This is a genomic window from Candidatus Leptofilum sp. (genome assembly GCF_965223285.1).
Classification (GTDB): Bacteria; Chloroflexota; Anaerolineae; order Promineifilales; family Promineifilaceae; genus Leptofilum.
Genome location: NZ_OZ244997.1, coordinates 3,037,929 through 3,063,440, shown reverse-complemented (window position 1 = coordinate 3,063,440; position 25,512 = coordinate 3,037,929). Strand labels below are relative to the sequence as shown.

At 52.2% G+C, this 25,512-nt stretch carries 25 protein-coding genes; 3 read left to right on the top strand and 22 right to left on the bottom strand.

Annotation, left to right across the window (positions count from 1 at the left end; translation table 11 throughout):
• Positions 1–108 precede the first annotated feature (108 nt).
• Positions 109–1,131 (bottom strand): dTDP-glucose 4,6-dehydratase, encoded by a 1,023-nt coding sequence (gene rfbB, locus ACOQPU_RS13895; RefSeq protein ID WP_420645693.1) that lies wholly within the window; start codon positions 1,129–1,131, stop codon positions 109–111.
• A 389-nt stretch (positions 1,132–1,520) separates the two neighbouring features.
• On the opposite strand from rfbB, the gene ACOQPU_RS13890 reads away from it, so the two are divergent.
• On the top strand, positions 1,521–3,119 hold the full coding sequence (locus ACOQPU_RS13890) for a hypothetical protein (RefSeq protein WP_420645692.1): 1,599 nt from the start codon (positions 1,521–1,523) through the stop codon (positions 3,117–3,119).
• Between the two features lie 36 nt (positions 3,120–3,155).
• Here the strand turns inward: ACOQPU_RS13890 and nudC are convergent, their stop codons facing one another.
• From nudC to ACOQPU_RS13820, 14 genes are all read right to left on the bottom strand, one after another.
• On the bottom strand, positions 3,156–4,001 hold the full coding sequence (gene nudC / locus ACOQPU_RS13885; protein WP_420645691.1) for an NAD(+) diphosphatase: 846 nt from the start codon (positions 3,999–4,001) through the stop codon (positions 3,156–3,158).
• Between the two features lie 63 nt (positions 4,002–4,064).
• Positions 4,065–5,021, bottom strand: coding sequence for a hypothetical protein (locus tag ACOQPU_RS13880; RefSeq protein ID WP_420645690.1), 957 nt, complete (start codon positions 5,019–5,021; stop codon positions 4,065–4,067).
• A gap of 20 nt (positions 5,022–5,041) precedes the next feature.
• A complete protein-coding gene (locus ACOQPU_RS13875; RefSeq protein ID WP_420645689.1) occupies positions 5,042–5,485 on the bottom strand; it encodes a hypothetical protein in 444 nt (147 codons plus the stop codon).
• 139 nt (positions 5,486–5,624) lie between these two features.
• Positions 5,625–7,523 carry a vWA domain-containing protein gene (locus ACOQPU_RS13870; RefSeq protein ID WP_420645688.1) on the bottom strand — a complete coding sequence of 633 codons (1,899 nt, stop codon included), beginning with the start codon at positions 7,521–7,523 and terminating at the stop codon, positions 5,625–5,627.
• A 1-nt stretch (position 7,524) separates the two neighbouring features.
• A complete protein-coding gene (locus ACOQPU_RS13865; RefSeq protein WP_420645687.1) occupies positions 7,525–8,412 on the bottom strand; it encodes a DUF58 domain-containing protein in 888 nt (295 codons plus the stop codon).
• 91 nt (positions 8,413–8,503) lie between these two features.
• Positions 8,504–9,496: an AAA family ATPase gene (locus ACOQPU_RS13860; RefSeq protein ID WP_420645686.1), complete on the bottom strand. Its 993-nt coding sequence runs from the start codon at positions 9,494–9,496 to the stop codon at positions 8,504–8,506.
• A 53-nt stretch (positions 9,497–9,549) separates the two neighbouring features.
• Positions 9,550–10,188 carry a hypothetical protein gene (locus ACOQPU_RS13855; protein ID WP_420645685.1) on the bottom strand — a complete coding sequence of 213 codons (639 nt, stop codon included), beginning with the start codon at positions 10,186–10,188 and terminating at the stop codon, positions 9,550–9,552.
• A gap of 194 nt (positions 10,189–10,382) precedes the next feature.
• The gene (locus ACOQPU_RS13850; RefSeq protein ID WP_420645684.1) at positions 10,383–12,038 is read right to left on the bottom strand and encodes a hypothetical protein; all 1,656 of its coding nucleotides are present in this window, start codon (positions 12,036–12,038) and stop codon (positions 10,383–10,385) included.
• A gap of 74 nt (positions 12,039–12,112) precedes the next feature.
• Complete coding sequence (locus ACOQPU_RS13845; RefSeq protein WP_420645683.1) at positions 12,113–13,066, bottom strand: ABC transporter permease; 954 nt, start codon at positions 13,064–13,066, stop codon at positions 12,113–12,115.
• A gap of 106 nt (positions 13,067–13,172) precedes the next feature.
• Entirely contained in the window at positions 13,173–14,024 is an 852-nt protein-coding gene (locus ACOQPU_RS13840) for an ABC transporter permease (RefSeq protein WP_420645682.1), read from the bottom strand.
• Positions 14,021–14,974 (bottom strand): ATP-binding cassette domain-containing protein, encoded by a 954-nt coding sequence (locus ACOQPU_RS13835; protein ID WP_420645681.1) that lies wholly within the window; start codon positions 14,972–14,974, stop codon positions 14,021–14,023. The genes ACOQPU_RS13840 and ACOQPU_RS13835 overlap by 4 nt, the downstream gene beginning before the upstream one ends.
• Before the next feature lie 7 nt (positions 14,975–14,981).
• Positions 14,982–17,447 carry a DUF7408 domain-containing protein gene (locus ACOQPU_RS13830; protein ID WP_420645680.1) on the bottom strand — a complete coding sequence of 822 codons (2,466 nt, stop codon included), beginning with the start codon at positions 17,445–17,447 and terminating at the stop codon, positions 14,982–14,984.
• Between the two features lie 154 nt (positions 17,448–17,601).
• Positions 17,602–18,063, bottom strand: coding sequence for a hypothetical protein (locus ACOQPU_RS13825; protein WP_420645679.1), 462 nt, complete (start codon positions 18,061–18,063; stop codon positions 17,602–17,604).
• A 7-nt stretch (positions 18,064–18,070) separates the two neighbouring features.
• On the bottom strand, positions 18,071–18,358 hold the full coding sequence (locus tag ACOQPU_RS13820) for a DUF503 domain-containing protein (protein ID WP_420645678.1): 288 nt from the start codon (positions 18,356–18,358) through the stop codon (positions 18,071–18,073).
• Positions 18,359–18,575: 217 nt separating this feature from the next.
• Between ACOQPU_RS13820 and ACOQPU_RS13815 the strand changes: the two genes are divergently transcribed.
• Positions 18,576–19,301 (top strand): DUF4230 domain-containing protein, encoded by a 726-nt coding sequence (locus ACOQPU_RS13815; protein ID WP_420645677.1) that lies wholly within the window; start codon positions 18,576–18,578, stop codon positions 19,299–19,301.
• Positions 19,302–19,374: 73 nt separating this feature from the next.
• Here ACOQPU_RS13815 and ACOQPU_RS13810 read toward each other — a convergent pair whose 3' ends face one another.
• On the bottom strand, positions 19,375–19,926 hold the full coding sequence (locus ACOQPU_RS13810) for an FAD-dependent oxidoreductase (RefSeq protein WP_420645676.1): 552 nt from the start codon (positions 19,924–19,926) through the stop codon (positions 19,375–19,377).
• Positions 19,927–20,101: 175 nt separating this feature from the next.
• On the opposite strand from ACOQPU_RS13810, the gene ACOQPU_RS13805 reads away from it, so the two are divergent.
• On the top strand, positions 20,102–20,506 hold the full coding sequence (locus ACOQPU_RS13805; RefSeq protein ID WP_420645675.1) for a hypothetical protein: 405 nt from the start codon (positions 20,102–20,104) through the stop codon (positions 20,504–20,506).
• Between the two features lie 56 nt (positions 20,507–20,562).
• Here ACOQPU_RS13805 and ACOQPU_RS13800 read toward each other — a convergent pair whose 3' ends face one another.
• The 6 genes from ACOQPU_RS13800 to ACOQPU_RS13775 form a co-directional block, all read right to left on the bottom strand.
• A complete protein-coding gene (locus tag ACOQPU_RS13800) occupies positions 20,563–20,979 on the bottom strand; it encodes a c-type cytochrome (protein WP_420645674.1) in 417 nt (138 codons plus the stop codon).
• 122 nt (positions 20,980–21,101) lie between these two features.
• Complete coding sequence (locus tag ACOQPU_RS13795; protein WP_420645673.1) at positions 21,102–21,554, bottom strand: nitrous oxide reductase accessory protein NosL; 453 nt, start codon at positions 21,552–21,554, stop codon at positions 21,102–21,104.
• Between the two features lie 107 nt (positions 21,555–21,661).
• A complete protein-coding gene (locus ACOQPU_RS13790) occupies positions 21,662–22,495 on the bottom strand; it encodes an ABC transporter permease (RefSeq protein ID WP_420645672.1) in 834 nt (277 codons plus the stop codon).
• Between the two features lie 14 nt (positions 22,496–22,509).
• On the bottom strand, positions 22,510–23,364 hold the full coding sequence (locus ACOQPU_RS13785) for an ABC transporter ATP-binding protein (RefSeq protein ID WP_420645671.1): 855 nt from the start codon (positions 23,362–23,364) through the stop codon (positions 22,510–22,512).
• Positions 23,364–24,797 carry a nitrous oxide reductase family maturation protein NosD gene (locus ACOQPU_RS13780; protein WP_420645670.1) on the bottom strand — a complete coding sequence of 478 codons (1,434 nt, stop codon included), beginning with the start codon at positions 24,795–24,797 and terminating at the stop codon, positions 23,364–23,366. Before ACOQPU_RS13780 ends, ACOQPU_RS13785 begins: the two co-directional genes overlap by 1 nt.
• The gene (locus tag ACOQPU_RS13775) at positions 24,794–25,417 is read right to left on the bottom strand and encodes a cytochrome C (RefSeq protein ID WP_420645669.1); all 624 of its coding nucleotides are present in this window, start codon (positions 25,415–25,417) and stop codon (positions 24,794–24,796) included. Before ACOQPU_RS13775 ends, ACOQPU_RS13780 begins: the two co-directional genes overlap by 4 nt.
• Between the last annotated feature and the right edge of the window lie 95 nt (positions 25,418–25,512).

The window sequence follows — 25,512 nt, the reverse complement described above, 5'->3', positions numbered from 1 at the left end:
CAAAAAGACCCACGACATTCGTCGCAGGTCTTTTTCCGTCAGGACTGGTAGTCCTGCTTCTTCATTTTTCTAACTTCTCTGTTGAGGACTGCCAGTCCTAAGAAAAAGTTACTTTTCGGTTTGCCAGCGGTGGCCATACTGCTTTTCGTAATACTCTTTGAACGCACCGGATTTGATTTTGCGCCACCACCACTCATTTTCGCGGTACCAGACGGCCGTTTTCTCCACAGCCTCAGCGGATGTATGTCTGGGTACCCAGCCGAGGGCCTTGATTTTGTCAATGTTCAGGCTGTAGCGGCGGTCGTGGCCTTCACGATCTTTTACATGCTTGATCAAATCGTGTGGCCGATTGAGCGTCTTTAGCAAGATTTCCACCATCTCCACATTTTCCATCTCTTCGCCTGTACCGATGTTGTACGCCTCGCCCAGCACGCCTTTGTGCAGCACCAAGTCAATCGCTTCGCAATGGTCAATCACGTACTGATATTCACGCATCTGACGGCCGTCGCCATACAGCGGCAGCGGTTCTTCATCAATCGCGTTGGTGGCAAACAGCGGCACGACCTTTTCCGGGTATTGGAACGGCCCGATGTTGTTAGACCCGCGCGTAATGGTCACCGGCAAACCATAGGTGATGAAGTACGCATTTACCAACAGATCGCCACTGGCCTTGCTGGCAGCATACGGGCTGCGTGGGTCGAGCTTGTCAGTTTCTACGCTGGAGTACCCTTCCGGGATGTGGCCGTACACTTCATCGGTGGAAATTTGATGGTAGCGCATCCCGTGCTTCTTGGCAGCTTCCAGCAGCACGTACGTACCGTACACGCCAGTTTGAATAAACGCATCTGGATTCATAATGGAGCGATCAACGTGCGTTTCGGCCGCAAAGTTAACGATGGTGTCTGCGTCATATTTTTGAATGGTGGCTTCCACCATCTCGGCATCGCAAATGTCGCCTTGGACAAAGGCATAGCGCGGATCGTCTTTCACATCGAGCAAATTGTCCAGATTACCGGCATACGTCAGTTTGTCGTAGACGATGATGTTGTAATCATCATATTTGTTGAGCATGTGGAGAACAAAGTTGGCACCGATAAAGCCAGCACCGCCTGTCACGATAATGTTTTTCACAAATAGACCCCTTTTTATGCAAACCACAGAAAGTAATGTAAAAAATGAAAAGCGATTTCTCTGTGGTTTGCTCAAGTAAAAACCAATTTCAAGACTTTTCTAATTTACAATTCTTTTTGGTTTTTACATAATTCCATTGCAGGAAGTTTTGGATTTTTACGTTCGTTTTAGTGAAGATGTGATGTTTCGATGTCATTGTAACGAAGGCTGTTTTCACAGCCAAGGTACGGTTGTGCTATACTTTTCCTACTTTTGGCAGATGCGAGCGTTTTCCCACGATCACCATTATTAGAGCATAGAGCATCTGCACAACGGCTGCCTCAGTGTACTGACGAAACCATTCATACTTCCTTACAATTCATGACCCACCACATTTTGGAGATTCGTAGATGGCGCAACAGTTTAATTACTTGTTTCTGAGTGATTTTCATCTAAGCGAAGGTCGTAATCCGGCTAATGGACTGATCCACCGAAATGAAGATTTTTTTCAGGACGTCCCTTTTGCCCAGTTTGTTGTCCATCATGTGAAGCTCAGTCGGCGGGAAACGGCCGTAGAGTATTATAACATTCCCTGGAAGCTCATCATCAACGGCGACATCTTCGACTTTTTGCAGGTTGTCGCCTTGCCGGAGGGAGCAGAGCTAGGCCGGGCAAAGGGCGAACCCAACGCCCGGTTAACGGCGAATGAACAAAAATATGGCTTGGGTACCTCTGAGCTAGAAACTGCCTGGAAGCTGGAAAAAATTGCTGAAGGCCATCCATGCTTTTTTCAGGCATTGGCCTGGTTTGTAGCTCAACCGGGCAATGAACTGCACCTGTTAAAGGGGAATCATGATGTAGAACTTTATTGGCCTGAGGTGCAGGTGCGCCTACGGTTGCTGTTGCAGCAAGCATATAAATCTTGGCGGGAAACGGCCGTTCCCGACGATCCTCATGCCCTGCTGCTGTTGCTAGAAGATATGCCAGACAAGCTCAACATGGTCGATTTGCACCAGAGCGTCTTCTTTCCCCCGGATTATTTATACGAGCCGGGTCTGTTTTATGTAGAGCATGGCTGTCAATACGATCCCATCAATGCTTTCACCAACTTTTGCGATCCTCGCCTGCCCAATGCCCCAGAGCTCATTGAACTCCCCTCAGGCTCCTTTTTTGTACGCTACTTTTTCAACCAGGTAGAGGAAATTCATCCCTTTGCCGACAATATGAAGCCCATTATTAAATACATTAATTGGGTCATTCGCAATGCGCCGTCTGCGGCCGCTCGCGTTGTCGTCGATATTTTGCCCCGCTACCTGGTTGCCGTAACCAAAATGAAGCGAAAGCAATTTAACGATTGGCGGAGGAGGCAGAATCCGCAGGAGGTTTTTCTGCCAGAAGCAGATTTATCGACATCAATCGGACAATTTGAACAGGAACGGCTTGCCATACAAGCCAAAATGCAGCTAAAGCTGAAGCGGGCTTCCCGGTGGTCTACCGCTGGTACACTATCTAGCTTGCTTTTTAAGGTAGCTGCCTTGCTAGCTTTGCTGATAGCGATTCGCTTTTTTGTGGATGGAAACTATCCGGCAACGGTTGGGGTCATTGTTCTGGCTGGCTTGTTAGGCTTTATTTCATCCTTTTTCATTCGACTGTTGGATCAGCTATTGGTCTCACCTTATTTACGCGACGTGGCGGCAGAAGTGGCGTCAGCTTTGAACAAAGTTGAAGGCGTAAGCCAGATCCCATACTTTATTTTTGGCCATGACCATGCTGCTATGAGCGTTCCTTTGCCATCATCTGTGGACTCTGGCGTTAAGCAATGGTATGTGAATACAGGCTCATGGATTCCGGTATTTGAGGACGAACAACGGTTGCTGCGCGAAGATGTCCAGCTAACATTTTTGCGACTTGTCCCAGAACGACAGGGATTTCCTGATTGCCCCCCAGACCTTTTGCAATGGTCTGCTGAGGCAAAAGAACCTATCGAAGTGCGATTGTTTGAAGATTGAAGCTAATTGTGAAGGATGAGATGGAGCGTTTGGATTCTACAAATCTTTGTCTGTGTGCTGATTCACAAAAGCATCCACTAGCCGCCGGGCAATGCTCATGCTGCTCGGCAAGTTAGGCAAAGTGTCAACGGTAAACCAGTTGGCATCTTCAATCTCTTCTTCCTCTAACACGATGTTGCCGCTGGCGTATTCGGCCGTAAAACCCACCATAAGCGAATTGGGGAAGGGCCAGGGCTGGCTGCCAAAATAGCGCACGTTTTTCAGGCGAATCCCTACCTCTTCAAACACTTCCCGATGGACACATTCCTCTAACGTTTCCCCCGGCTCTACGAAACCTGCTAATACGCTATACCAGTTGGGTCGCCAACGGCCGTTTCTGGCCAGCAGCAAATGAGGCACCCCATCAATTACCCGATCAATCCGCACAATGATGGCTGGGGAGATGCGCGGATATGTCGTGAGGCCACAGTTGGGGCATTTTTTAGCCCGTTCGTAATCCAGAATTTTGTTGGGGGTGGCACAGCGGCTGCAAAATTGATGGGTACGGTCCCAATCAATAATTTGCACGGCGCGGCCAGCCAGCCACAAATGATTCATTGGCAGGCGGTTGAACAGTTGGCGTAGCCCGGCAAACTGCATACCGGTGGGCGGTTCGGTTTCTTCGGCAATCTCGGCGGCGTAGCAATGGGTAACGGCCGTTTCCCCCTCAATTTTGCCCAAATAATGCTGCCGCAGCAGGGTGAGGCTGTAGTGGTTGGTTGGCAAGTCGGCCGTTTCGCCATTCTCCATCACCAGCAAATCGCTGCCGCGAAAGATAAACCAGAGGGCAGCGGTCACTTCTTCTGTTGGCGGGGTGACGGATGGCGCGAATGGTAAGTTCATAATTGCTCCGGAATTGGAATTTAAGTAATTTGGTAACCGAGTAATTGTCCACAAATTACCCAGTTATGGGTAAGAGGACGGTGTGTTGGTCGGGGCGGGGGATGTGGGGGCCGGATAGCCGTTGCCGGGCGTGGCGGTGACAAACGATGCGCTTGTGGGCGTGGGGTCTGTTGGCCCGCTACCCGGTGTGCTGCTGGCGGTTGGCGTTGGTGTAGGGCTGGCTGTGCCGGGAACGGCCGTTGGCGTGCCGAGGCCAGGTGTGGGTGTGTTCGTAGCTGTGGCTAGGATGGTGGGGGTGAAGGTTGGTGTGCCGGCAACGACCGTTCCGATAACAGTTGGTATGCCACCAATCGGGGTATTCACAATCACTGTGCTCACAATCGTCACGTTGGGGATGGGCGTACCGAGTGCTGGCGGTTGGCTGCCATCAATGACGGTTGGTGTAACCGTAGGAAAGGCTGGTGGTGTGACGGATAATACACCAACGGGTGTGGCTGTACCTGCCACTAGCGGGTTTGGGGCTACGATTTGCTCCACTTCCAAATACCACAAGCCCCGGTCTGGCTCTTTGCCGCAGCCCGCTGGGCCTGGGTAGCGGCGCCAGATGCCTTGCAGCGTCATTTGCGTGTTGGGCGGCACGATGGGCAGCACAATCGCTTCAAAGCCGCGGGCGTTAAGCTGCAAGCTGGCGGCGACCAACCCCCACTGAATGCGTGGGCCGCTAAACTGGGCACAGTCTACTGGCTCTAGCTGCAAATAGTTGCCGCTGACGCGAATGCGTTGGTTAACATAATCTGAGGGATTGTCGTTCAGGGCGTCAAAATCGACGAGGGTGGCTTGGGGATTGAGGGTGCTGTTAGGGGAAACGGCCGTATCCCCCCAAATCTTCAACGGACGCGAGCCACTAAACATGACCACCAGCCAAACCAGCAGCACCAGCGCCAAACCAGCCAAAACCCACCACCATCGGGCTCTAGCTGTCGCTGTCTGTTCTGTTTCTAGGCTGGCTTGTTCACGCATAAAATAAAAATTGTGATGATTTACTTTCCCCAAGTAACAGGTTTGTAGGAGCTGATAACCTTTTTTTCTTGAAGTTCTTGAAGGGTTGTTGATGGAAAGTCACGTCTTACCCAAACAGAATCGGGATGAAAACGATCATGAATAACTGTAACTTTTTCTTCATTTTTTGCGATGAGAATATGATCTACTTTTTTCTGAACACCTATTTGGTTTAACACATTTTTCTTTAGCAAATCTAAAGTGGCTTCTTCCAGCGGAAGAATGACAAAATCATACAAAGGCCATTTGGTTCCGCGCCTAAGGAGTTCCGTTGGTTCGCTAGATATGACAGGAATTTCTCTAAAATCAGCAGCGGATAAATTGCCTTCAAACGAAATCAGAGCATTTCCGCAGTAAAAATCAAGCAGTGCTTGAAGAAATGGAATTCGCTTTTTAACGTGGACTTGGTATCCAGTATATTCCATAAATTCACATCCTCTTAAGTGAAAACAATTTGAACTGTCATTCCCGCAAAAACTGATGAAACTGGATACCCGCGTAGGCGGGTATGACGCTCATGCTAACGAGAAATCCTGAAAATCTTCGAAATCTTTGATGAATGATTCATCGCTCCCGCAGACGATTCAGAGCCGAAAATTCAGGCAGTTTGGGCCAACGGGTGCCGCGATGGTGTACCCACCATTCCACAATCAGCACGGCGACGGCGATGGCCAGCAGCCAGGGCCACAGTTCGCGCTGACCCACGTCGCCTTCATCTTCGGTTTCAACCTGCGTTTGCCCAATTTGCAAACTTTCCACCGGGCGAATCGCCGATTCTGCTGGGCTAAACAGGTTGACGGCAAAGCTGCCCGCTGGCCGATCCGCCGCCGCGTCGCGCAGCAGGACGGTGTACAGGCCGGGCGCGTCCGTCTCTGTAAAGAACAAATCTTCCTCGCCCACTTCGGCTGTCCAGCGGCTGCCGTCTGGTTTTTGTACGAGAACGGCCGTACTGCTTGCCCCCGGCACCACCGCCACCGGATCACCCGGCTGGAGTCCCGTCGGCGCATCAAAGGCGCGTCCGGGGCTGAGCCAGCCTGTAATATTAGCCATTAAGATGGGAAATGCAATTTGCAGCGGCAGGTCCGAGTCGCGCAGGTCAAACGTGAGCAGGGCAATGCGGTAGCCACTGCGCTCGCCAATTTGCAGCAGCGGCCCGCCCTCGGCCGCCACCAGCGTTTGCGCCCACGGGGCAGACACCTGCTGCGCCTGCCGCACATCCACCTCGCTCCAATCCACAAATTGCAGCAGCGGCGATTCCTCCAGCCGTGTTGTAATTGTGTTTGAGAACGTGCCGGTCACGCTAAACAAGCCACTTTCACCACCCGCTTGCGGATTGATGATCAGCATGTCAGCGGCGGGGGGTGGGTCAGGCAAAGCTACGCCATCGAAGATGACCAGATCATAATCAAACGTTTCCGGGTCGAGCAAATCGCTGCCGGGCGGCACCTTAAATGCCTCAATGCCGGGCAGGACGGTGAACACCTGCTCCAAAAAGAGATTGCCCTCCGTCACCAGCAGCGTGCGATTGCTCACGCCGCCCTCGTGTACGGCCCAAGCCACATCGTCCAGCGGCAAAAAATCACCGGCGTTGTCGCTTAGGTGGGCGCGGATGGTGGCCGTGCCGGGCGGCAAATCCCAGGTAGCGTTGACGGCGTTGCCCGCAGGCACCGTCAGGCGGCGGGCATCAAACAGTGTGCCGTCCAAATCGATGCTGAGCAGCGTCTCACGATCAATCAGCCCCTCATTTTGCACGCTGGCAAAAAGCTGGATGCTGCCCTCTAATTCGCGGGTGGCCAGTGCCGTGATGGCCAGATTCTCGCCGCTCTCGCCAATGGGCAGGTAGATGGATTCTACAGGCAGCGGCGGTAAATTATTTGGCAAGCCCCCGTCAGAAATGATGACGATACGGCCGTCCCTAAAACCCTGCGCCGCCCCCGTAGCCAACGCAAAAGCCGCATTCCAGGCCGCATCAGCCGGATCCGGCTGCACGTCATCAAGCACGCGCTGGAGCTGTGTGCGGTCGTTGGTGGCGGCGGCCAACACGGTGGGCGTCTGACCCACTTTGATCAGCGTCATCTGGCTGTCCCCGCCCAAATCGCTGATCAGCCGCGCCACTTCCGCCTTGGCGGCGGCAAAGCGAGTTGGCTCTACGTCGGTGGCCTGCATGGAGGCGGACGCATCGAGCAGCACGACGACGCTGCCGCTGATGATGGAGGGTGTGGGCAGAAACGGCCGTGCCAACCCAAAGACCAGCGCGGCCAAAATAATTAGTTGCAGGATGAGCAGTAAATTGCGGCGGAGCTTTTGCCACGGGGCGTTGGCCTCGCGGTCGCGCAGCAGCTTTTGCCACAGCAGCGTGCTGCTCACCATGACCTCGCGCCGTCGCAGCCGCAGCATGTACAAAATGATAATTGGCCCAGCCAGTAGGCCCAAAAGCAGGAAGAGGGGGGTTAAGAAAGACACCTTATCGAACCACACCCTTCACGCGGAGGGTTTGCATGACGAGCTTTTCCCAGGGTAAATCGGTGGTGAGGGGGATGTAGTGGATGTGCCGCTTGGCACAGGTGGTGGCGATCTCGGTTTGCCACGCTTGCAGCCGCTCGCGGTACAAATCTAGCGTCGTTGGGTCGAGTGTAATCTCAGCATCCGCGCCCGTTTCGATGTCCACCAACTTCAAATCGCCCGTGACGGGTGGTTCAACCTCGTCGGGGCTGAGCAGATGAATGAGCCCAACTTCGTAGCCACGGGATTGCAAGGCATGGAGGCCATCCTGGTAGCCGTTGGGGGAAAGTAAATCGCTGAGAACAAAGAGCAGGCCAGGTCGCCGTCCGCGCAGGGCGTAATTTTTCAGCGACTGATTCAAATCGGTGATGCCGTCGCCGCTGCCAGTTTCCAAAAATTGCAGCAGGCGCAGGCTGTTTTGCTGCCCGCGAAATGGTCCCCAGGTCTGGTTGCCGCTGCTGCTGAGGAGGGTAACGGCCGTTAAATCCCCCGCTGTTAGTCCAATGTGACCCAACGCCCCGGCCAGCTTCAGGGCGTAGCGCAGCTTGTTCTCATCGTCGTCAACATCGGGCCAATTCATGCTGGCGCTGGCATCAACAAGCAGATGGACGGCTAAATCTTCCTCTTCTTCGAGCAGCTTGATGAACGGCCGTTCCAGCCGGGCATACACATTCCAATCTAGCCGCCGCAGGTCATCACCCTTGGTGTAGTTGCGGTAATCGGCAAACTCGATGGAGGTGCCGCGCTTGCTGCTGCGTCGGTCGCCCTTCATCACACCTACGCGCACCCGCTCGGCGACGAGGGTGAGCTGTTCCAGTTTGCGGAGGGTGGCTTCGTCAAAAATGGTCATGGGGGAGATTGGAGATTGGAGATTGGAGATTGGACGATTTGCTTCATTTCCAATCTCGCAACCGCAGGTTGCTAATCTCCAATCTCAAAAATTACTCTTTTGGCACCGCCTGTAGCAAATCGGCAATGACGTCATCGGTGCGGATGCCTTCTGCCTGGCCTTCAAAGTTGAGCAGCAGGCGGTGGCGGAGGGCAGCCGGGGCGACGGTAGCCACATCATCGAAACTGACGTTGAGACGGCCGTCTAACAACGCCGTAATCTTTGCCCCCAACACCAGCGCCTGCGCCCCGCGAGGGCTGGAGCCGTAGCGCACATATTGATCCACCAGCGGCGCGGGGCTGCTGCCCGGATGGGTCGCCACGACCAGTTGGCTGATATATTGGCTTACATGGCTGGGGATGGGTACCTGCCGCGCCAACGCTTGCATGGAGATTAGCCGCTCGCCATCGGCGGCCACATCTGGGCTGGGATTGCTCTTGCCCGTGGTGCGCGCCAAAATCTCCGTTAGCTCATCAGCCGAGGGAAAGCCGACGTTGATTTTGAAGAGGAAACGGTCTAGCTGCGCTTCTGGCAGGGGGTAAGTACCTTCTTGCTCGATGGGATTTTGCGTAGCCAAGACGAAGAAAGGTTCCGGCAGGGTGTAGGTGTGATTGGCCACCGTCACTGTTTTTTCCTGCATCGCTTCCAGCATGGCAGATTGGGTTTTGGGCGTGGCGCGATTGATCTCGTCGGCCAAAATTAGGTTGGCAAAGACGGGCCCCTGTTGAAAGCGAAATTCGCGACGGCCGTCTGCCTCTTCCATGATTTCTGTGCCGGTGATGTCGGCAGGCATCAGGTCGGGAGTGAACTGGATGCGGCTAAACTCCAGCTTAAGCACCTGCCCCAGCGTGCGGATAAGCATCGTTTTGCCCAGCCCCGGCACGCCCTCCAGCAGTACATGCCCGCCGCTGAAAATGCCCACCAGCACCGTCCGCACCACGTCCGCCTGCCCGACGATTACTTTACCTACTTCGTTTTCAATGGAAGCGGCCGTTTCTCGGAATTCCGCCACCGAAAGTTCAGATAACACTGCTTCATCAATCATAAAAACCCTCTGTCGATCTCGCTTCCACGCTCTGCGCGAGGTGAAAATACTATTTAATCTACTAAATACAGTCCGCCAACTCCTGTGAAAAACCATTCGCCATCAAATTTCTCTAGTCTGAGAAAAAAGCCTGCCGCTGGATGATACCATTGATTAGTTTTTGGGTCGGGTACGATGATGGCACTATTATTGCTTTTGATATGCACAGAATATGGAGATGAAATGTTTTCCGTGTTCATTGCCTGCATAAACCAAGTATGGTGGGAGACATCAAGCGTTTCGTGTGAAAGTTGGTAGTCAGGGTGCATGAATGAATATGCCTCTTCCGTTTCGCCTCTTCTTATCAGATCAATGAACTCTGAATAATTCTGTAAAATTTGTTTTTGCTCATTAAATTGTACCGTGTGAATTCCCCAAGCAACCGAGAGCAGCAAACCAACAAAAAGTAAATGAATTAAAAGCAAGTGCTTTATTTGCCTTCGTGAAAAGTAGGCTAGTGAAACGGCAACAACGCCTGGCAAACTAAGGTAAGCGATGCGATTCCAGGTTAAAAGCGTCGCATTTCCGGAAAAATCAGAATAAAGCAAGGTTAAGAAATAGATGGTTAGGAATATAAGACATGAAATAATGCCGACTAAGAAAATGCCAGCAAAAAAAAAGCGCGTTGTGGGCGACGGTTTTTTCCTTGTCATGATTTAATCGCGTAAAGAATGCGCGGCTACTCCCATTTGTCTTTTCGAGCGGTAGCGAGAAATCCTCCTGCTTGCAGTAACCAGCTGGCTTGTGAGAGCATAAAAGATTTCTCCCTTTGGTCGAAATGACGGGTGGTGGTTGATTTGCTTGGCCAGGGTTGTTTTCCTTGGCGTGGCGCACAAAAAAGTGAGGGTTACGGTTCCAGCGACGAGAAGTAATCCCGAATGTACCCTTTGAGGCCGAGCGGAATGTAGTCGTCGGCGAGGGCTTCGTTGGCGGCGTTGCGGTAGTCGCCAAAGACCTGCTCGTAGGGGACAATGCTTTGCTCGTCGCCAAACTCGGTGGGGTTTTCGCTGAGCAGGCCGCCGCACTCTGCTGGGTTGGCAATACATTCGGCTGGTAACTCTACGTCTTCACCTTCAAAGCCGCTCAAATCAACCAGATCGGGCGCATAGACGTTTTCTGCATGTCCACCGCCTGGGCCGGGGCCACCCTGGCCCACACCTTGATCGCCGCCACTGCCTTGGCCTGATCCTTGCCCTTGGCCGCTGCCATCTCCAGAGCCATTGCCTTGACCCTGCCCTTGCCCGCTGCCTTGTCCAGAGCCTTCACCTTGTCCCTGACCCTGTCCCTCGCTTTGCCCTTGACCACTGCCTTCGGCCTGTTCGCCCTGGCCGGATTGAGCGCCTTGACCAGTTTGCGCCACTTCTTGCCGCCCTTCGCCTAGCTGGTTGGCGGCAGCGTTGGCCTGATTAGCAGAGGCATTGCTGTGGGCGCGCTGCTGGAGGGTGCCTGCGGCTTGCTGGAGCGCTTGTTGGGCAGCAGCCACGTCGCCGTTTTGCAACGCTTCGGCCGCGGCAGCAAGTTCGTTAGCTAATTCTGAATCAACATCTTGGAGGGAAGCGGCCGTTTCCGCCAAATCTTGCGCCAGTTCAGCCAACTCTTCATCAGAAAGGGTAGGCAGAGAATCTGCTAGCTGCGCCGCTGCCGCGCCCGCCTGTGCCAGATTGCCATTTTGCAGATTTTGCCCCAGCGACTGGCTGTTTTGGTTTTCGGCCAGCGGCTGGCCTGCGTCTTGCAGAGATTGTTGCAAATTGGATTGATCGTTGTTGGCTGCCAGTTCGCGCAGCTCTGCTTCCGCCTCAGACAGTGTGGCCACCGCTTCTTCCTGGCTCAAACTGCCTTGCTCTAGCCCTTCCAATGCATTCTGGATTGGTTCCAGCAGCTCTTCTTCCTGGGCATCTGTCAATTCAGGATTTTGGATAATTTCTTCTTCGAGTGCTTCCAGTGCTTCTACCTGCTCCTCAATGCTTTCCTGGATGGCGCGGCTTTTGAGGAGGGCGGATTCTTGGGTATTGGGCAGCAGCACGGCCGTTGCCAACAGCACAATCGCCAGCAAAATAATCAGCCAATCCTGTCGGTTGATTGTGAAAGGCAGCCTGGCTTTGGTGTCTACGCGCTGAACGGCCGTTAGCGTATCATTCAGTTGCAGTTCAGCAAGAGTGGGAGATGTTGTTAGCTGCGCAGTGTGGATTTCAACGGCCGTACTTGCCCGCTCCTGCAACAAAAATTGCCGGTCGGCAAATCGTGCCTGCTGCAACAAATCAAAACGGCGCACCAGCAGCACAATCACCGCCACGACTAGCCCAACTAACCCCAAGCCACTAGCAACTAATCCAACTTCCTGATTGGTGAGTAACGGTCGAAAGCGGGCAAAGGTGGCCACGACGACGCCCAGCAGTAACCCCAGCAGCAGTCCACGCGGCAGCCAAAGCAAGCCATCACGCATCCGGCGACGGCCGTTCCACTGCCTCAACTGCTGCTTTAACTCCTCAAATCTTTTGTTCATAATTTTTGCCACAGAGGCCACAGAGGAAAAAGAGAAAAACCTCTAAAATCTCTGTGCCCTCTGTGGCCAATCTTCTATTGTGTCGCGATTTTGCGCACGCGCCGCACGGTTGCGTAAAACAAAATCACAGCCAGCAAAATGTACAAAATTAAAAAGAGTGGCCACGGCGAAAAGAGCCAAATCGTGTGGCTGCTGCTAGAAAAACTGCCAACCGACGTACTGAAATACCAAAGCGATCCCTCTTCTACCAGCACAATGTCGCTTACAATCAGCGTGGCGGGTAAATTGGTTGCTGCCAGGAACATAAGCACGTACAGTAACGCCGCTTCTGTTTGCCAGGTAAAAACGGCCGCTCCCGCAAAAAATGGACTCAAAATCATGCTAAACAGCCCCACAATGACCGGAATACCTACCGTAATAAACAGTGCCCCGGCAAAGGTCACCACACTGGCCGCCAGCGTCGTGCGCATTCGGGCCGAGGCGTAAAGGCCCCATAAAGCGAAAGTCACTGAGGCCACCAGCACAATTACCTGGGACAAAACCAGTTCAATGACGGCGACGCCGCCCATCAAAAAGGCGATGCTTTGCAGCGGAATGGCCACCAAAATGAGTAGCAGTACGTAGCTAAGTGCCGAGACCAGCTTACCCGCTACAAACGATTTGGCAGACAGCAGCGTCGTGCGCAGCAAATCATACGTTTGCCGCTCCTTTTCGCCGCTGATGGCTCCGGCCGTAAACGATGGACCCACAAAAATGACCAGCATCACCTGCAAGCCCAGCACCGAGCTGAAGATTACCTTACCCACCTCGCGGGAATCCGGCCCAAACGGGCCGCCAGCCGCCGAAGCAAAGGCGGAATAGACCAGAGTGATGAAGCCGCTCATCACCAGCAGATGCACGGTTAGAACGACAAAGGCGCGCCGCCCGCGCATTCGGCTGCGCAACTCCTTCACGGTGACAGGATTTTCCCGCAGCCGCTGCATGAAACTTTTCTTTTTAGTGACTGGTTCTTGTACAAGTTCGGTCATAATGCCTCAAAGGTTCATTGTAATTGGGTAACACATCGTCGACTTCAAAAGTCTTGGAACTTGGTGGCAAATTGCGAGATGATGCGCAAGACTTTTGAAGTCTGTCTCAACTGCTTAACTTTCCTGCTTGCCGCACAATGCCCCACCACAGGAAGAGTACGGCCGTTCCATACAAAATGGTGGGTGTTAAAATGCTGCCTGTTAACACCCCGCCATCAGCCATGCCCAATAAACTCCAGATGCCCAGCCAGATGGCACTGTTGCTAAAAATCTTCATCAGCACCACGATGACGTAGCTGCCTGCCAGGGCCACCCGAGCCGACTTCACCCAGGTGGAGATGTACATGCCGATGAACGCCGCAAACAGCACCTCCACCCACGGCCGTATCAAGGCCCCCAGCCCAATGAAGAGGCTAAAAAACCCTGCACTGAGCGAAGTGGAAACGGCCGTTGTCCCCGCCGTCACGCTCAGCACGCAAACCAGCATCAACGCCTGGAAGCAGCTCAACGCCAGCATCACCCGCCAGATGGGCAGCCGCGCCAGCCCGCCAAACAGCTTCGCCAGCAAAATGCTCGCCGTTGAGTGTGGCGTCAGGCGCAAAATGTCCCACGTTCCCCGATCAACTTCCATGCTGATGGTCGGTGCCGTTAACGCCGGAGCCATAAACGAGCCATAAATTGTTAACATCGACAGCAGCGTGCCGGGCAAACAGACCACGCACATAAAAATAAAAAGTGCTTCATCTTCAACCGTGCCAACCAGGCCAGGATTGAAACCGGCGCACAGTCCCAGCACAATCGCCCCCATCACCACAAACGGTGAGTAGCGGCGAACTGTCTCGTAAAAAGGATTTGGATTGCCCCAACTGCCCTTTTCTCGCAAGTAGATTGGATTTTCGTTCAGCGAACGAAACCAGTGCCAACCTGCCCGGACACGTTTGGGGAATCTCCACCTCAATTCACGATCCCTTTTGTCACTTGTAAAAAGACGTCTTCCAGATCGCCAGTCTCCTCCTGGAAACCCACCACCTGGAAATTGTTGGCGATCAGGCTGGCCAGCAGCTGGCTCAACGTCACATCGTCGCCTGTAAAATCAAAGCGCAGTGAATCTGAGGGAATGTCTGCTTCTTCGGCAGTGATGATGCTGTCTACCGCCTCATGGCGTAGCAAAAACTCTTGCAATGGCGTCAAATCGCCTATGCTACGCACCTGAATGAGCCGGTGCGCTCGCAGCTGCCGTTTCATATCGGCCATGTCGCCGTAGGCTACCAATCCACCTGCCTCCAAAATGGCGATGCTGGTGCAAATATCCGCCACCTCAGACAAAATATGCGACGAAAAGAAAATCGTCTTGCCCATCGACTTTAGCTCGCGCAGCAGTTCCCGAATTTCGATGCGGGCGCGAGGGTCCAAGCCGCTGGCTGGCTCATCCAAAATAAGCACCTGTGGATCGTGGGCCAGCGTGCGGGCCAGGCAGAGCCGCTGCTTCATGCCCCGGCTCAGGCTGTCTACAAACGCATCCTTTTTGTGGCCCAAATCAACCAGTGCTAACAAGTCGTCCACCATGCCCAGGCGTGTTGCCTGCGGAATGTCGTAGCAGGCAGCGAAGAAATCCAGATACTCCCACACTTTCATATCGTCGTATACACCAAAAAAGTCGGGCATGTAGCCAATGTTGCGCCGCACCGCCCGCGGATTGTCGATGACCGAGTCGCCCGCCACCCATGCTTTGCCGCTGGTTGGTTTGAGTAGCGTGGTGAGAATGCGCATGGTGGTGGTCTTGCCTGCTCCGTTGGGACCAATGAAGCCAAACACTTCCCCTTCCTGAATGTTGAGCGTCAGGTCATCCAGCGCGGTAAGGTTGCCATATTTTTTGGTAAGCCCTTGAATTTCGATGATTGTTGACATAAGTAATTTATCCGTCCAAACTGCCGGTCAAAATTGGGTAGACTTCGCCAATACCCAGGCCAAACTGGCTGTTGGTATCCTCTAGCCGTAGGCGCACTTCATTATTGGGGCCGATGTATGGGGCAAATTCGGCGATCTCATTTGTACCCCAAACCGGCGTGCCAATGAATTGCCAGGTATTCTGTTCAAAATCCCAAATTTGCATATCCGGTGGCAGCTGCGTTGGGTCTTCAAATTGCTGGGTCAGCGAGAATCCCAGACTTGTTACTTCCATGTTTTGCAGTTCAGGCCACGGCGTGTAAGAAAACTCTACCCAGCCACCGTTCAGGTACAAATCTTGGATGGTGGGGTTATACACGTTGTTATTGCCCATTGGTTCCCAATTGAGCAGGGAGATAGGAATGCTGATGTTACGGCCGCTTACTAAATTTTGCTCTAATGGGATCTCAATCAGGTACAGGGTGGTGCTTTCGCTGTTGAACGCACCATCACCCAGGCTGGCCCCAATTTGGGGTTCGTTGGACCAAGCGATGAGGACGGCCGTTTCTTGCGGAACGGCAAATGTACCCGGCCCACCAAAATTGCTGCTCTCCAACGCCTGTAGCAGCTGCCAGCGGGGGTACAGTTCCCGGTCGTTGTAATAATCAAACGAGCCAAGAATGGTGTCTGCATTGGCAGAAAGCGGCGCGTTAGAGCTAAAGCCGCCGCTAAACACGATCCCTCCAGTTCCACCAGTTGGGCCACTGCTGCTGGCGGTTCCCATTGGCAGAGAAAGCGTTGTGCGCTCACTAGGGCCAATTTCACCCACCGCCAGTGCTCGGTTGCCCACCAGGATGGAGACTGTTTCCAGCGTGATCTCACTGTTGTTTAGCACGTCCAGTGCCAAGATCAGGCTGTTGCCTTCAATGGTCAGCGTGGCTGAGCCGCTCACATCCACCGCCGGCACGGCACTCTCTGCCAGAAACACTGAAACATCGCCAATATCTACCCGCACGTCAGAGATTGTCACCTCGTTGCCGTAGGTGATGGCTCCAATATCCGCTTCATCATTGTTAAACGGTGCGCCGAAGTTTTGGCTAAACGGCCGTGCCAAAGCGTTTTGCGGCAGCACCAAATCGTATGTTCTGCGAGTTGGTGAGTAGAGACCCAGCAGGCTGTACACATCGGCCTGTTCCGCATCGGTCTGACTGTACGCTACCGAAATCTGGTTGATGATGGTGTCGTTGCCGCGTAGCTGAAACCCCGTGAAATAGGTGACCGCACTAAATATGAGTACCAAGGTCGGAATCGTGATCCAGGCGCGCTCTAGCTGCCTGCGCCGCTTCAAAATCCAGTAATTTAGTGGCCCTACCACCACTGTGTAAACCAACAAAAAGCCAATAAGTTGCAAAATGCTGGGCAAGGTAAGCGCGGGCAAGCTGGTAACAGCTTCCGCAGCCGCATAACTGTTTTGCGGCCCTAACCCCCAACTGCTCAGGTCTGGCACGCGGCTGGCAATGGCGGCCCAAATAGCCTCACTGCCGTCCCAATCCAGTAGGGGAGCCAGACGAGGGTCTAAGGCTAAAAAGTAGACGGAACCGCGCCCGACTGATTGCCGCGCCAGCAGTGGCAGCTCGTCCTGGCGGAAAATAAGCTCACCATTGCGTAAGCTGCTGGTGGCCACCACGTACGGGCCGGGATCGCGAAATGGAATGCCGATTCGCTCGCGCAAACCGGGCAGATCGTCCACAGAGCGGCTGCCGTCTATGGTGACAGGCAGGAGATCAGTGAGAGAAGCGGCCGTTTTTTGCCAATTTGCCCCGCCAGTGACGATAAGCTGACCGCTATTCTTTAGCCAAACTTCGAGTGCGGTGCGCTGCTGGCTGGTTAGCTGGCTTGTGTCGGTGTCATTGAGAATCAATACATCGAGGGCACTCCAGGCAACGGCCGTTTCTGGCAAATCATCCAAAGTAAGCAGGGCCACGGCCGCATCGGCGCGGCTGCCGGGAATACGCTCCAAAAAGGCAAACTCGGCCGCGTCGGGGCTAACCACGCCGTAGAGCAGATCAGACGTTGCTCCCAGACGACTCAGGCTACCGCTGCTGGCTTCGGCCACTAAGGTTCCATCATTTTGGTGCAGCGCCAGCGCTAGCGTACCTGTTGCTGCCGGGGCTTTAATGTAAAGTATGACGCGCTTGTTTGATTGTGTGGGCAGGCTGATGGGGCTGCGATACGGCGTTCGTTCCTGAGAGCCACTTTCTCGCACCAAAATTTCGACATACCCTTCAACAGCGGCCCCGCTGTTGGCAGCTATCACCTGCACAGGAATCCAATAGTCGCTTTTGTAATAGCTATCAAATCCCACAGAAACGTCCAGGGTGATGCCATTGTCTTCGTCTTGCGCGGCTGCAGGCACTGCCAAAACCGCAAAGATGGCAAAAAAGAGAGAAAACAGGAGTAAAAACCGGATTTTTGAGGCGTTTTGTTTAACCATAGTTTGTATACGCTTTAACGCTGCCAATTGTTCCATGCGGCTGATTATACCGAATGCCATCTTTGTGTAAACGATGCCCACTCTACGTTACCAAACTGATTTTTAAACTTTTAAGAGCTAGAAAGAATCCAAACAGTTTGACTGAAAGCAATATTCAAATATTGTACGCATATAAGAATAGATAGCCGTTTTCGTGCTTTGCATATATCCAGTAACTGCCAGTTGCATAAACATATGTACCTTCAGTGCTTTCTGTGGGTGTCCACCAATCTAAAATGTCATCATTGAGTTGTTGACCGGAAGACCATGATGGAGCATTAACGTCCATTTGTTGATCGTATGGTGACAAATCGAACTGATCTACGTAGTTCATAAAATCCTGGTTACTGATCCTTGCTGCAAGCATATAAGAAAAATCTTGAGATAAAGGACCGGGTTCATTCCAGCTCCATTCGTGAACTTCCTCCGCCGTAGCAGGTAATGCTTTTCTAAACGGGGATGTTGTGATTTCTTTAAAGAGAAACCATCCGCCAAGGCAGATTCCCACAAAAACCAAAAGGGTTATACTCACCAAAATAGTAGTGACTCTGGTTGTTAGACTGTAATTCTTAAACATCACTTGCTCAGGTGAGAATCTCAATTTCATAATCGGCAATGGGTGCATCTGGGCGGTGGTGTTCTAGCCAGGAGATTGCTTTTTGTAACTGGCTGTGCAGGCGGGCGGTGTCGTTGCCGACGGTGACCAGGGCAATAACGGCCGTTCCCCACACATCTTGATGATCCACTTCAGCCACCGCCACGTTGAACTTTTGTGGCATTCGCTTGAGAACTGATTTAACAATGCTGCGTTTCTCTTTTAAGGAGAAGACGCCTGCCAATTCCAGGGTGAGCAGACAACTCGCTATAATCATGAGGGGAATTGTGATGAAAGCGGCGTGTGAAGTCAAGCACGTAGGTGTTTTTGTTAGCCTACCCTGTGGCCAATCTTTACCCAAAGGTACCAGTTTTTGCAACGAAAACGGCCGTTTTTACGTTCTAACGTGTGACGCGCCTGTCTAAAAGTGTGTCAAAGTAATGGTAGATGTGCGAAATTTGCAGCAAAACCGCAAATTTCTCAGGAGTAGAAAAATGCTAAGGAAGTTAGCCTACCTCTTTTTAATTATCTTTTTTGTGATGGGAGCTATTGCCGCCTACACTTTTGTGGCCACGGTGAACAAAGCCCAAACCGTCGCCCAGCCAATTGGCGACTTTGTGCAGCAGCTTGTGCTGCCTGCTACGCCAGTGGTATTGCCCAGCTCTACCACCATCGTCCGCCAGATCAATGATTTGGCGCGGCTGGAAACTGCCTCGATGGAGCTGGAGAAAAACATCATTGCCGAGCGAAACAATGACATTATGTGGGGGATGCTCGGCGAAACGCTTATCTTTGAGGCACATGGACTGGCGGTGGCTGGCGTCGATTTTGCCAACATGACCCCTGCCGACATTCAGGTGGTTGATCCTACCACGGTGATGGTTCACCTGCCGCCCGCCACCCTTTTTGATGATTTACCCCTGCTAAACACGGAATCCTCCCGCGTGCTGGACCGGGACACGGGCCTGTTTGCCAGCGTAGACCCGCAGCTAGAGACAACAGTGCGGCAAGAGGCTGAAGCCGTCTTGCGTGAAGAGGCTTATGAGACGGACTTGTTGGAAGTTGCCAATTACAACGCCCAGGAGTTTATGCTGACCTTTATGCAGGGGTTGGGATTTGAAAATGTGATTTTCACCGAGGATATTCCCCCAACGGTGGAACCTTATCAGCAGGAAATACCGAAGGGGTATGTGTTGGTGACGCCAACGCCGCTACCGTAATCAGTATTCAGTTAACAGTAGGTCAGTAATCTGTAAAAATTGAACACTGACTTACTGAATATCGACTGACTGGTTACTCTTTCGGTGGTGAATCGTAATCTAGGACGTCGCGGCCTGCTTCGGTGGAGAGGATGTCTAGCGCGGTGGAGGCACCCTCGCCGGCGGAGATAATGGCCTGGCTGCGGTTCATTTTGGTGCTGCGACCCACGGCATAGAGGCCGGGAACGGCCGTTCTTCCATTCCGATCCACTTCCACGCTGCGCCCTTCTTTGGTTAAGCCCAAACTTTGGTTCAGCTTTACGCCCTTGCCCTCAGCCAGCACCACATATTTAGCGGTGTGGGTGGTGCCATCCTCTGTGGTGACGCGAAAGCCATCGTCGCTTTTGGCCACTTCGGTGACCAACGCATCTGCCAGCTTGGCCCCAAAATCAAGCACCTGCTGCCGCGCAATTTTCTGGAAATCACTGCCCAAGATTTTGGGGATACCCAAGTAGTTGTATAGCAGGGCGTAGTGCATAGCGGTATTGTCTTGGCCAAAGATTGTGGTTTCGATGCCATTTTTGGCTAAAAACAGGGCACAGCTTAGGCCACCAGGCCCATCGCCCACAATGATTGCATTTGTCATAGTTACCTCCAAATGATTATTTGCCACAGAGCCCACAGAGATTTTAGAGAGTCATCTTTTGGGGTTTCGGGGCAGATTGCCAATGTTGCAATTTGGGTAAAATAATGCTGGGGATAATACCCCAAATTTCTAATGTTGACTGCCGTCCACTTACGCTTGTTTAAGGATTGCTCATATGACTTTTCCGCAAAAGATACCGGGATTGAAGCTGCTGTTGCTGGTGTGGATTGTGTATACGGCCGTCTGGATTCCTCTGGAAGGTGCCTTGGTACAGGTGATTGTCATGGGGACGGCAACGGCCGTTTTACTGTTGGGGCATGGCTGGCAGCGGTGGTTGGGGGGTAAGACGGTGGGGCGCGGAGTGGGTGTGGTGGTAACGGCCGTTTCCGGCGGCTTGTTGGGCGCAGGCAGTGGCTTGCTCACCTTTGTCTTCATGGCGGTCAAAACTGGCCTGCACGCCCACGGCCCGGAATTCACCCAGGCGGAGATTGCCTGGGTGTGGAACGTGCTGCCGCTGTGGACGGCCGTTTGGCTGTTGGTTGGTTTGGGTATGGGGTTGATCTGGGCAGGGATTGATTAATGTATGAAACGTGATTTGAGTCAAATTAACCCAAACCACGTTTCACATACTATGAATTATTGCAATGTCCGCACATAAGCAATGATGTCCAAAATTTGTTCATCGGTTAGGGCTGGATTGCCCCCCTTGGGCGGCATGTCCACGCCAGTTGTATTCAAGGGGTCTCCAGAAGGACGGCCAACTTTGATGAATTCCAGCATTTCCTCATCATTCGTTTCTTGCAAAAAGTCGCTGGTGGTAAATGGTTTGCCCAGCCCTTCAATGCCCTCACCGCCTGGCCCGTGGCAGGCAATGCAAACTTGATCATATTGCTGCTTCCCTGCTTCTGGATCGCCTGTGCTGACAACCGCCGTTTCCTCATCGGCAGAGGAGTCAGCTGAGTCAGCGCGATCATCACCGCCACCACCGCAGGCGGCCAGCCCAACAAGCAGCAGTATCATTAAGATGAACCAAAATGTATTTTTCGTTTTCATAAAACTCTCCACTTAAATTATTTTTGACTTTAGCATATTGCGTAGATGGTTGCTTACGGCGCAATAGCAAGGGAATGACCATAACTGTATGTCACTACCGAATTGTTAAAATTGCATTCTATTTACTCGTCAACACTGTCCATCTCATGATCCATGTCCTCGTCATGTTGATGTGATGAAAGAGTGGACGGATCAATATTGCCGTCGGCAATTTCTTGCTGTAGCATGGCAAAATCGGCAATCACGCCGTCGTGTTCAGCAACGTAGGCATCTGCCTGTTCTTGTGTAGCAAAGGCAGCTAACCCCCAGCCCATCGGCGTCACTAAATCATCATTCAATACAAAGAAAGCATCAGTCGCTTTGAGCCACTCTTTAGCGTCGAAATCATGTACCCAATAAACGTGTACATCTTCCTGATGTTTGTGGTCATAGAGCAACATGTTGCCTATGTCATCGAAACGGCGTATCTCCCCGGATTTTGTAACATAGGAAGCGGCAAAGCGTTCCTCATTGATAATCATGCTGCATTCATCACACACGTCTTGCCCATAAATAATCTCTGGCGGTTCATCCATATTTGCAGATGGGCTGCAGCCTGCTAAGAAAAAAGCAGACAACAAAAGGCTTAATAGGATGTACAAAGGATGATGACCTTTTATTCGCCATCGTTTGTCATTCATCATTATAAAATTCCTCTCCGTTTGAAGACTTGGGTGGCGATGCCAAATGGGAAAATCACCCACAGCAGGAGCAGCCCAATCAACGCTGGAAATAGCTGTGTGCCGTAAGTACGAAAAGCATAGATGCCTGCTGGCCCCAATACTTCCAAATTCTGGCGCAGGTCTAAAACGGCCGCAATCTTAAATAGCTGCAGCGGGTTCACCAGGGTCAGGGCAAAGAGCTGGCTCACGTTGATCTGTAAAACAAGGGCTGTCCCCATCACGCCCAAATCGCCAAAGAAGACGAGGATGAGCCAGAGGAAAAGGGCGATGCCAACGGCCGTTGCCCCCTTATGCACTGCTGCGGAAATTAAAAAGCCCAAACTCAAGCTCACAATTGCCAACAAAAACGACAGCAGAATGAGCGTGAGGAACACGCCAAAATCAGTTCCGCCACCCTGAATGGCAATCAACAGACCGGTTAGGCCAAACCCTAATCCTAGAGCCGCCAGTAAAGCCAGTGACAGGCCAAAAAATTTGCCCAACAACATTTCCATTTGGTTGATAGGTTGGGCCAGGAGATAGAGTAGCGTACCGTTTTCCCGTTCGCCCGCCAGGCTAAGTGCACCTAGCGTCAAGCCCATCAAGGGGACAATCATCAGCACCATATTGATTAAGCTGGCACTCGTACGGCCGAACCCAGCCAAACCATAATCACCCGTGCCAGACAGTGCCATCCAGGCCAAGGCCAATGATAAACCAGCGAAGGCAACGGTATAAAGGCCAAACCAGCGATTCCGCTGGGCATCGCGCAGCTCTTTTTGGGCTAAAATGAGGATGTTTTCAGAATCAATCATAAGGTTGTTGTGGGTTATTCAATCGTAAAATCATCAATGGTGATGTCGGCTTCGTGCAAAAGACGCAGGACCTTGCCTTTTTCTCCAGGGGATACCTGAACGCGCACGCCACGGCCGTTTCTGCTGACGGGCATTTTGTGAGCACTGAGCGTTTCCAAGGCGGTGTCAATTTCCAAATCGGCCAGGTAAAGATGGAGGGTTGATTCCAGGCCAAGCTGTTTTTCTACCTGATGCGGCGGCGCATCAATAATCAATTTCCCCGCTTCCAGCAGCAACACCCGATCCGCCAATGCGGTAATTTCCTCAAAACGATGCGAGGTGAAAACCAGCGTTTTGCCGTCCCGCTTAAAGTCCAAGAGCAGCATCAGAAAATCTTCTCGGGCGCGAATGTCCAGGTTGGCGGTCGGCTCGTCCAGCATGAGGATGGGTGGTTCGGCCAGTAAGGCCAAAGCCAAGGCTAAACGCTGTTTCAGCCCGCCAGACAAATCTCCCACTGGCTTGGTTAAGTGAGTTTGCAAATCCAGGCGGGTTAGCAGTGGTGAAAAATCATGATCTGTAGGTACTTTTTTCAGCCGAGCATAAAAGGAGAGCGTGTCTGCCACGTTCATGTCATCATGGAAGTTTAATTCCTGCGGTACAAAGCCAACCAGGCGGCGTACAGCCTTGCCCTGCTGGCGCACATCGAGATCGTTGATGGCAATTTGACCTTCATACGGGATGAGGTGCAGCAGGCAACGCAGGGCGGTAGTCTTGCCTGCCCCATTAGCACCCCAAAAGGCAACGGCTTCACCTGCTTCTACCGTGAATGAGAGGTTATCTACGGCCGTTATTTTGCCAAATTTTTTCGTGAGTTTTGTTACTTTAATCATCAAATATCCAATCTTTCAAACCGGTAGCGTCGCCAATGCAGCCTGGGCAGCACGGCAAGCCCTACAGCCAGGAGCAGCAGTACCAGCGTTGCCCATAACCAACCTTGGTTATCGGGTTGGGGTAAGGCTGGGGCATCGGTGGGGATAGAAGGTGTCATAAGCGGCCGTTCATCTACCAGTTTTGGGCTTGGCCGCACGGCGGGGAACGCCTTCGCCGCAAAATCAATCGCATTCGTAGAGGGACTGTACAAAAATAGACGCAACGATGGCTCTTGCTCCATCAAGTTTTCAAATAAACGCTCCGATTTGTACTCGATGTCGCCCTGTCCGTCGGCGTCCACATCGAAACCAGCATAGTCGCTCCAGAAATTGCCCTCACCGCCGACCGTCCAGCTGTTCGCCTGAAAAAGACCACCGCCACCGGCAATTGAGACCTGCTCTTCATTTTCTACAAAACTGTTGCCAGCAAACTCGTTATGGCGCACAGAAGGCAGCATCTCTACACCAATATCGTTGTAGGCAAAAACATTGCCGCTAAACTGCCCAACGCTGTCGACTTCGCGGGGTGAGGTGTCTAAATGGGCACCAATGCGGTTATCGAGAAATAGGTTGTCGATGAGGACGGCATCGTCCATATCCTTTAGCCCAATGCCGTAGCCACTCGGCCCTCGGTTGCCGGAAATGGTGTTGTTGATCAAATTCACCCGTCGGCTGTACATCATAAATGCGCCAACCGAATTATCGAGCAGCCTGTTTTGGCTAATAATCGCATCGTCACAATACATGAAATGCAGCCCGTAACGGCCGTCACTGACATCATTATTACGAATGGTCAACCGCTCTGAATACCATAAAACAACATCACGTCCTTTGGTAATGACGTTGTTTTCAATCAAAACATCGTTACTGTACCAAACGCGAATCGGATCGCCTCGGCGCGGAACATCTAAATCTTTACTCGTAATTTGGTTATTACGAATAATGGTACCGTGGGCTTGGCGTAAATAGATGCCAAAGAGGGTGTTTTCAAAGCGGTTGTCTTCCAGCAGTGCGTTTTCTGCTTCGACGGCGACACCAGAATTTTCCTGATCTAAAACGTGTCCGCTATTTTGAATAACAAAGCCGCGAATGGTAACGTTGGGGGCTTGAATGTTGACGACAGTACCCTCGTTTTGCCCATCTATCACGGGCCAATCAGAGCCGATGAGGGTTAAAGGCTTGTCAATAAGCAGGGAGCCAAGATAGCTGCCACCCGTTACCTGGATGGTGTCACCGGACTGGGCTTGGGCAACGGCCGTTGCTAACTCTGCGGCCGTAATTGTGCCATTCTCCCCAGCCTGAGCCACCACTGGCCGACTGTTCATAAACAGTAAAAAGGCAATCAGCAGCAAGCTAAAGCAAAAAACTAGACGCAGCCAACGTTTACTGCTCACTGATTACCGCTCACTGAAGCCAGTTCAGCGTCAACCAAAGGTTTATACGCTTTGCGATGAAAATAAAGACCCACAATAACCAGAACTGAAGCCAGGGTAGATAAATAAAGTCCAGTGCCTGGCAGAGCAATCGTTTCAAATTGAGCGATCACGCCTCGACCTAAAACAGTCGGCACAAAGGGTTCAATGGCACTGCTCAAAGGAGCTTTCGGGTCTAATTCTGTGCCAAACTTCGCCATCCACCACTGCAAATCGGCCAAAAACAGGATTGGCATTAAAATGGCTGGCAAAGCCAACAAAACAACCCATTTTGTGTGGATAAAAATTGAGGTCAAGGTTAGCAGCGCCAGTAAGCCAATGGCTATCCGGCTAACAGATTTTTCAAGTTGGGCCGCTTCTTCCAACGGCCGCATCCCAATATAATGATTCAGCCCGTTGATCTCAAACAAATCTCCGGTCAATTCGTTGACATAAGCTGTAATGTGCAAGCCATTCGGGTATTGAGGTGCCCGTAGTTCCATTTCCCAATAAGGCAGGGGAATGGAAACGAAGATTAAAACTGCCGCCACGGCAAAAAGCAGCGTTGGCAGCAAATACCGCTTGCGGTCATTTTTCGGCATACGTGGACCGACAAAATTCTTGATAATGTTCATAATATTCGTAAAAAGATCAGACCTGACAGGCGGGTAGTAACCTTGTCGCCCGCCTGTCAGGC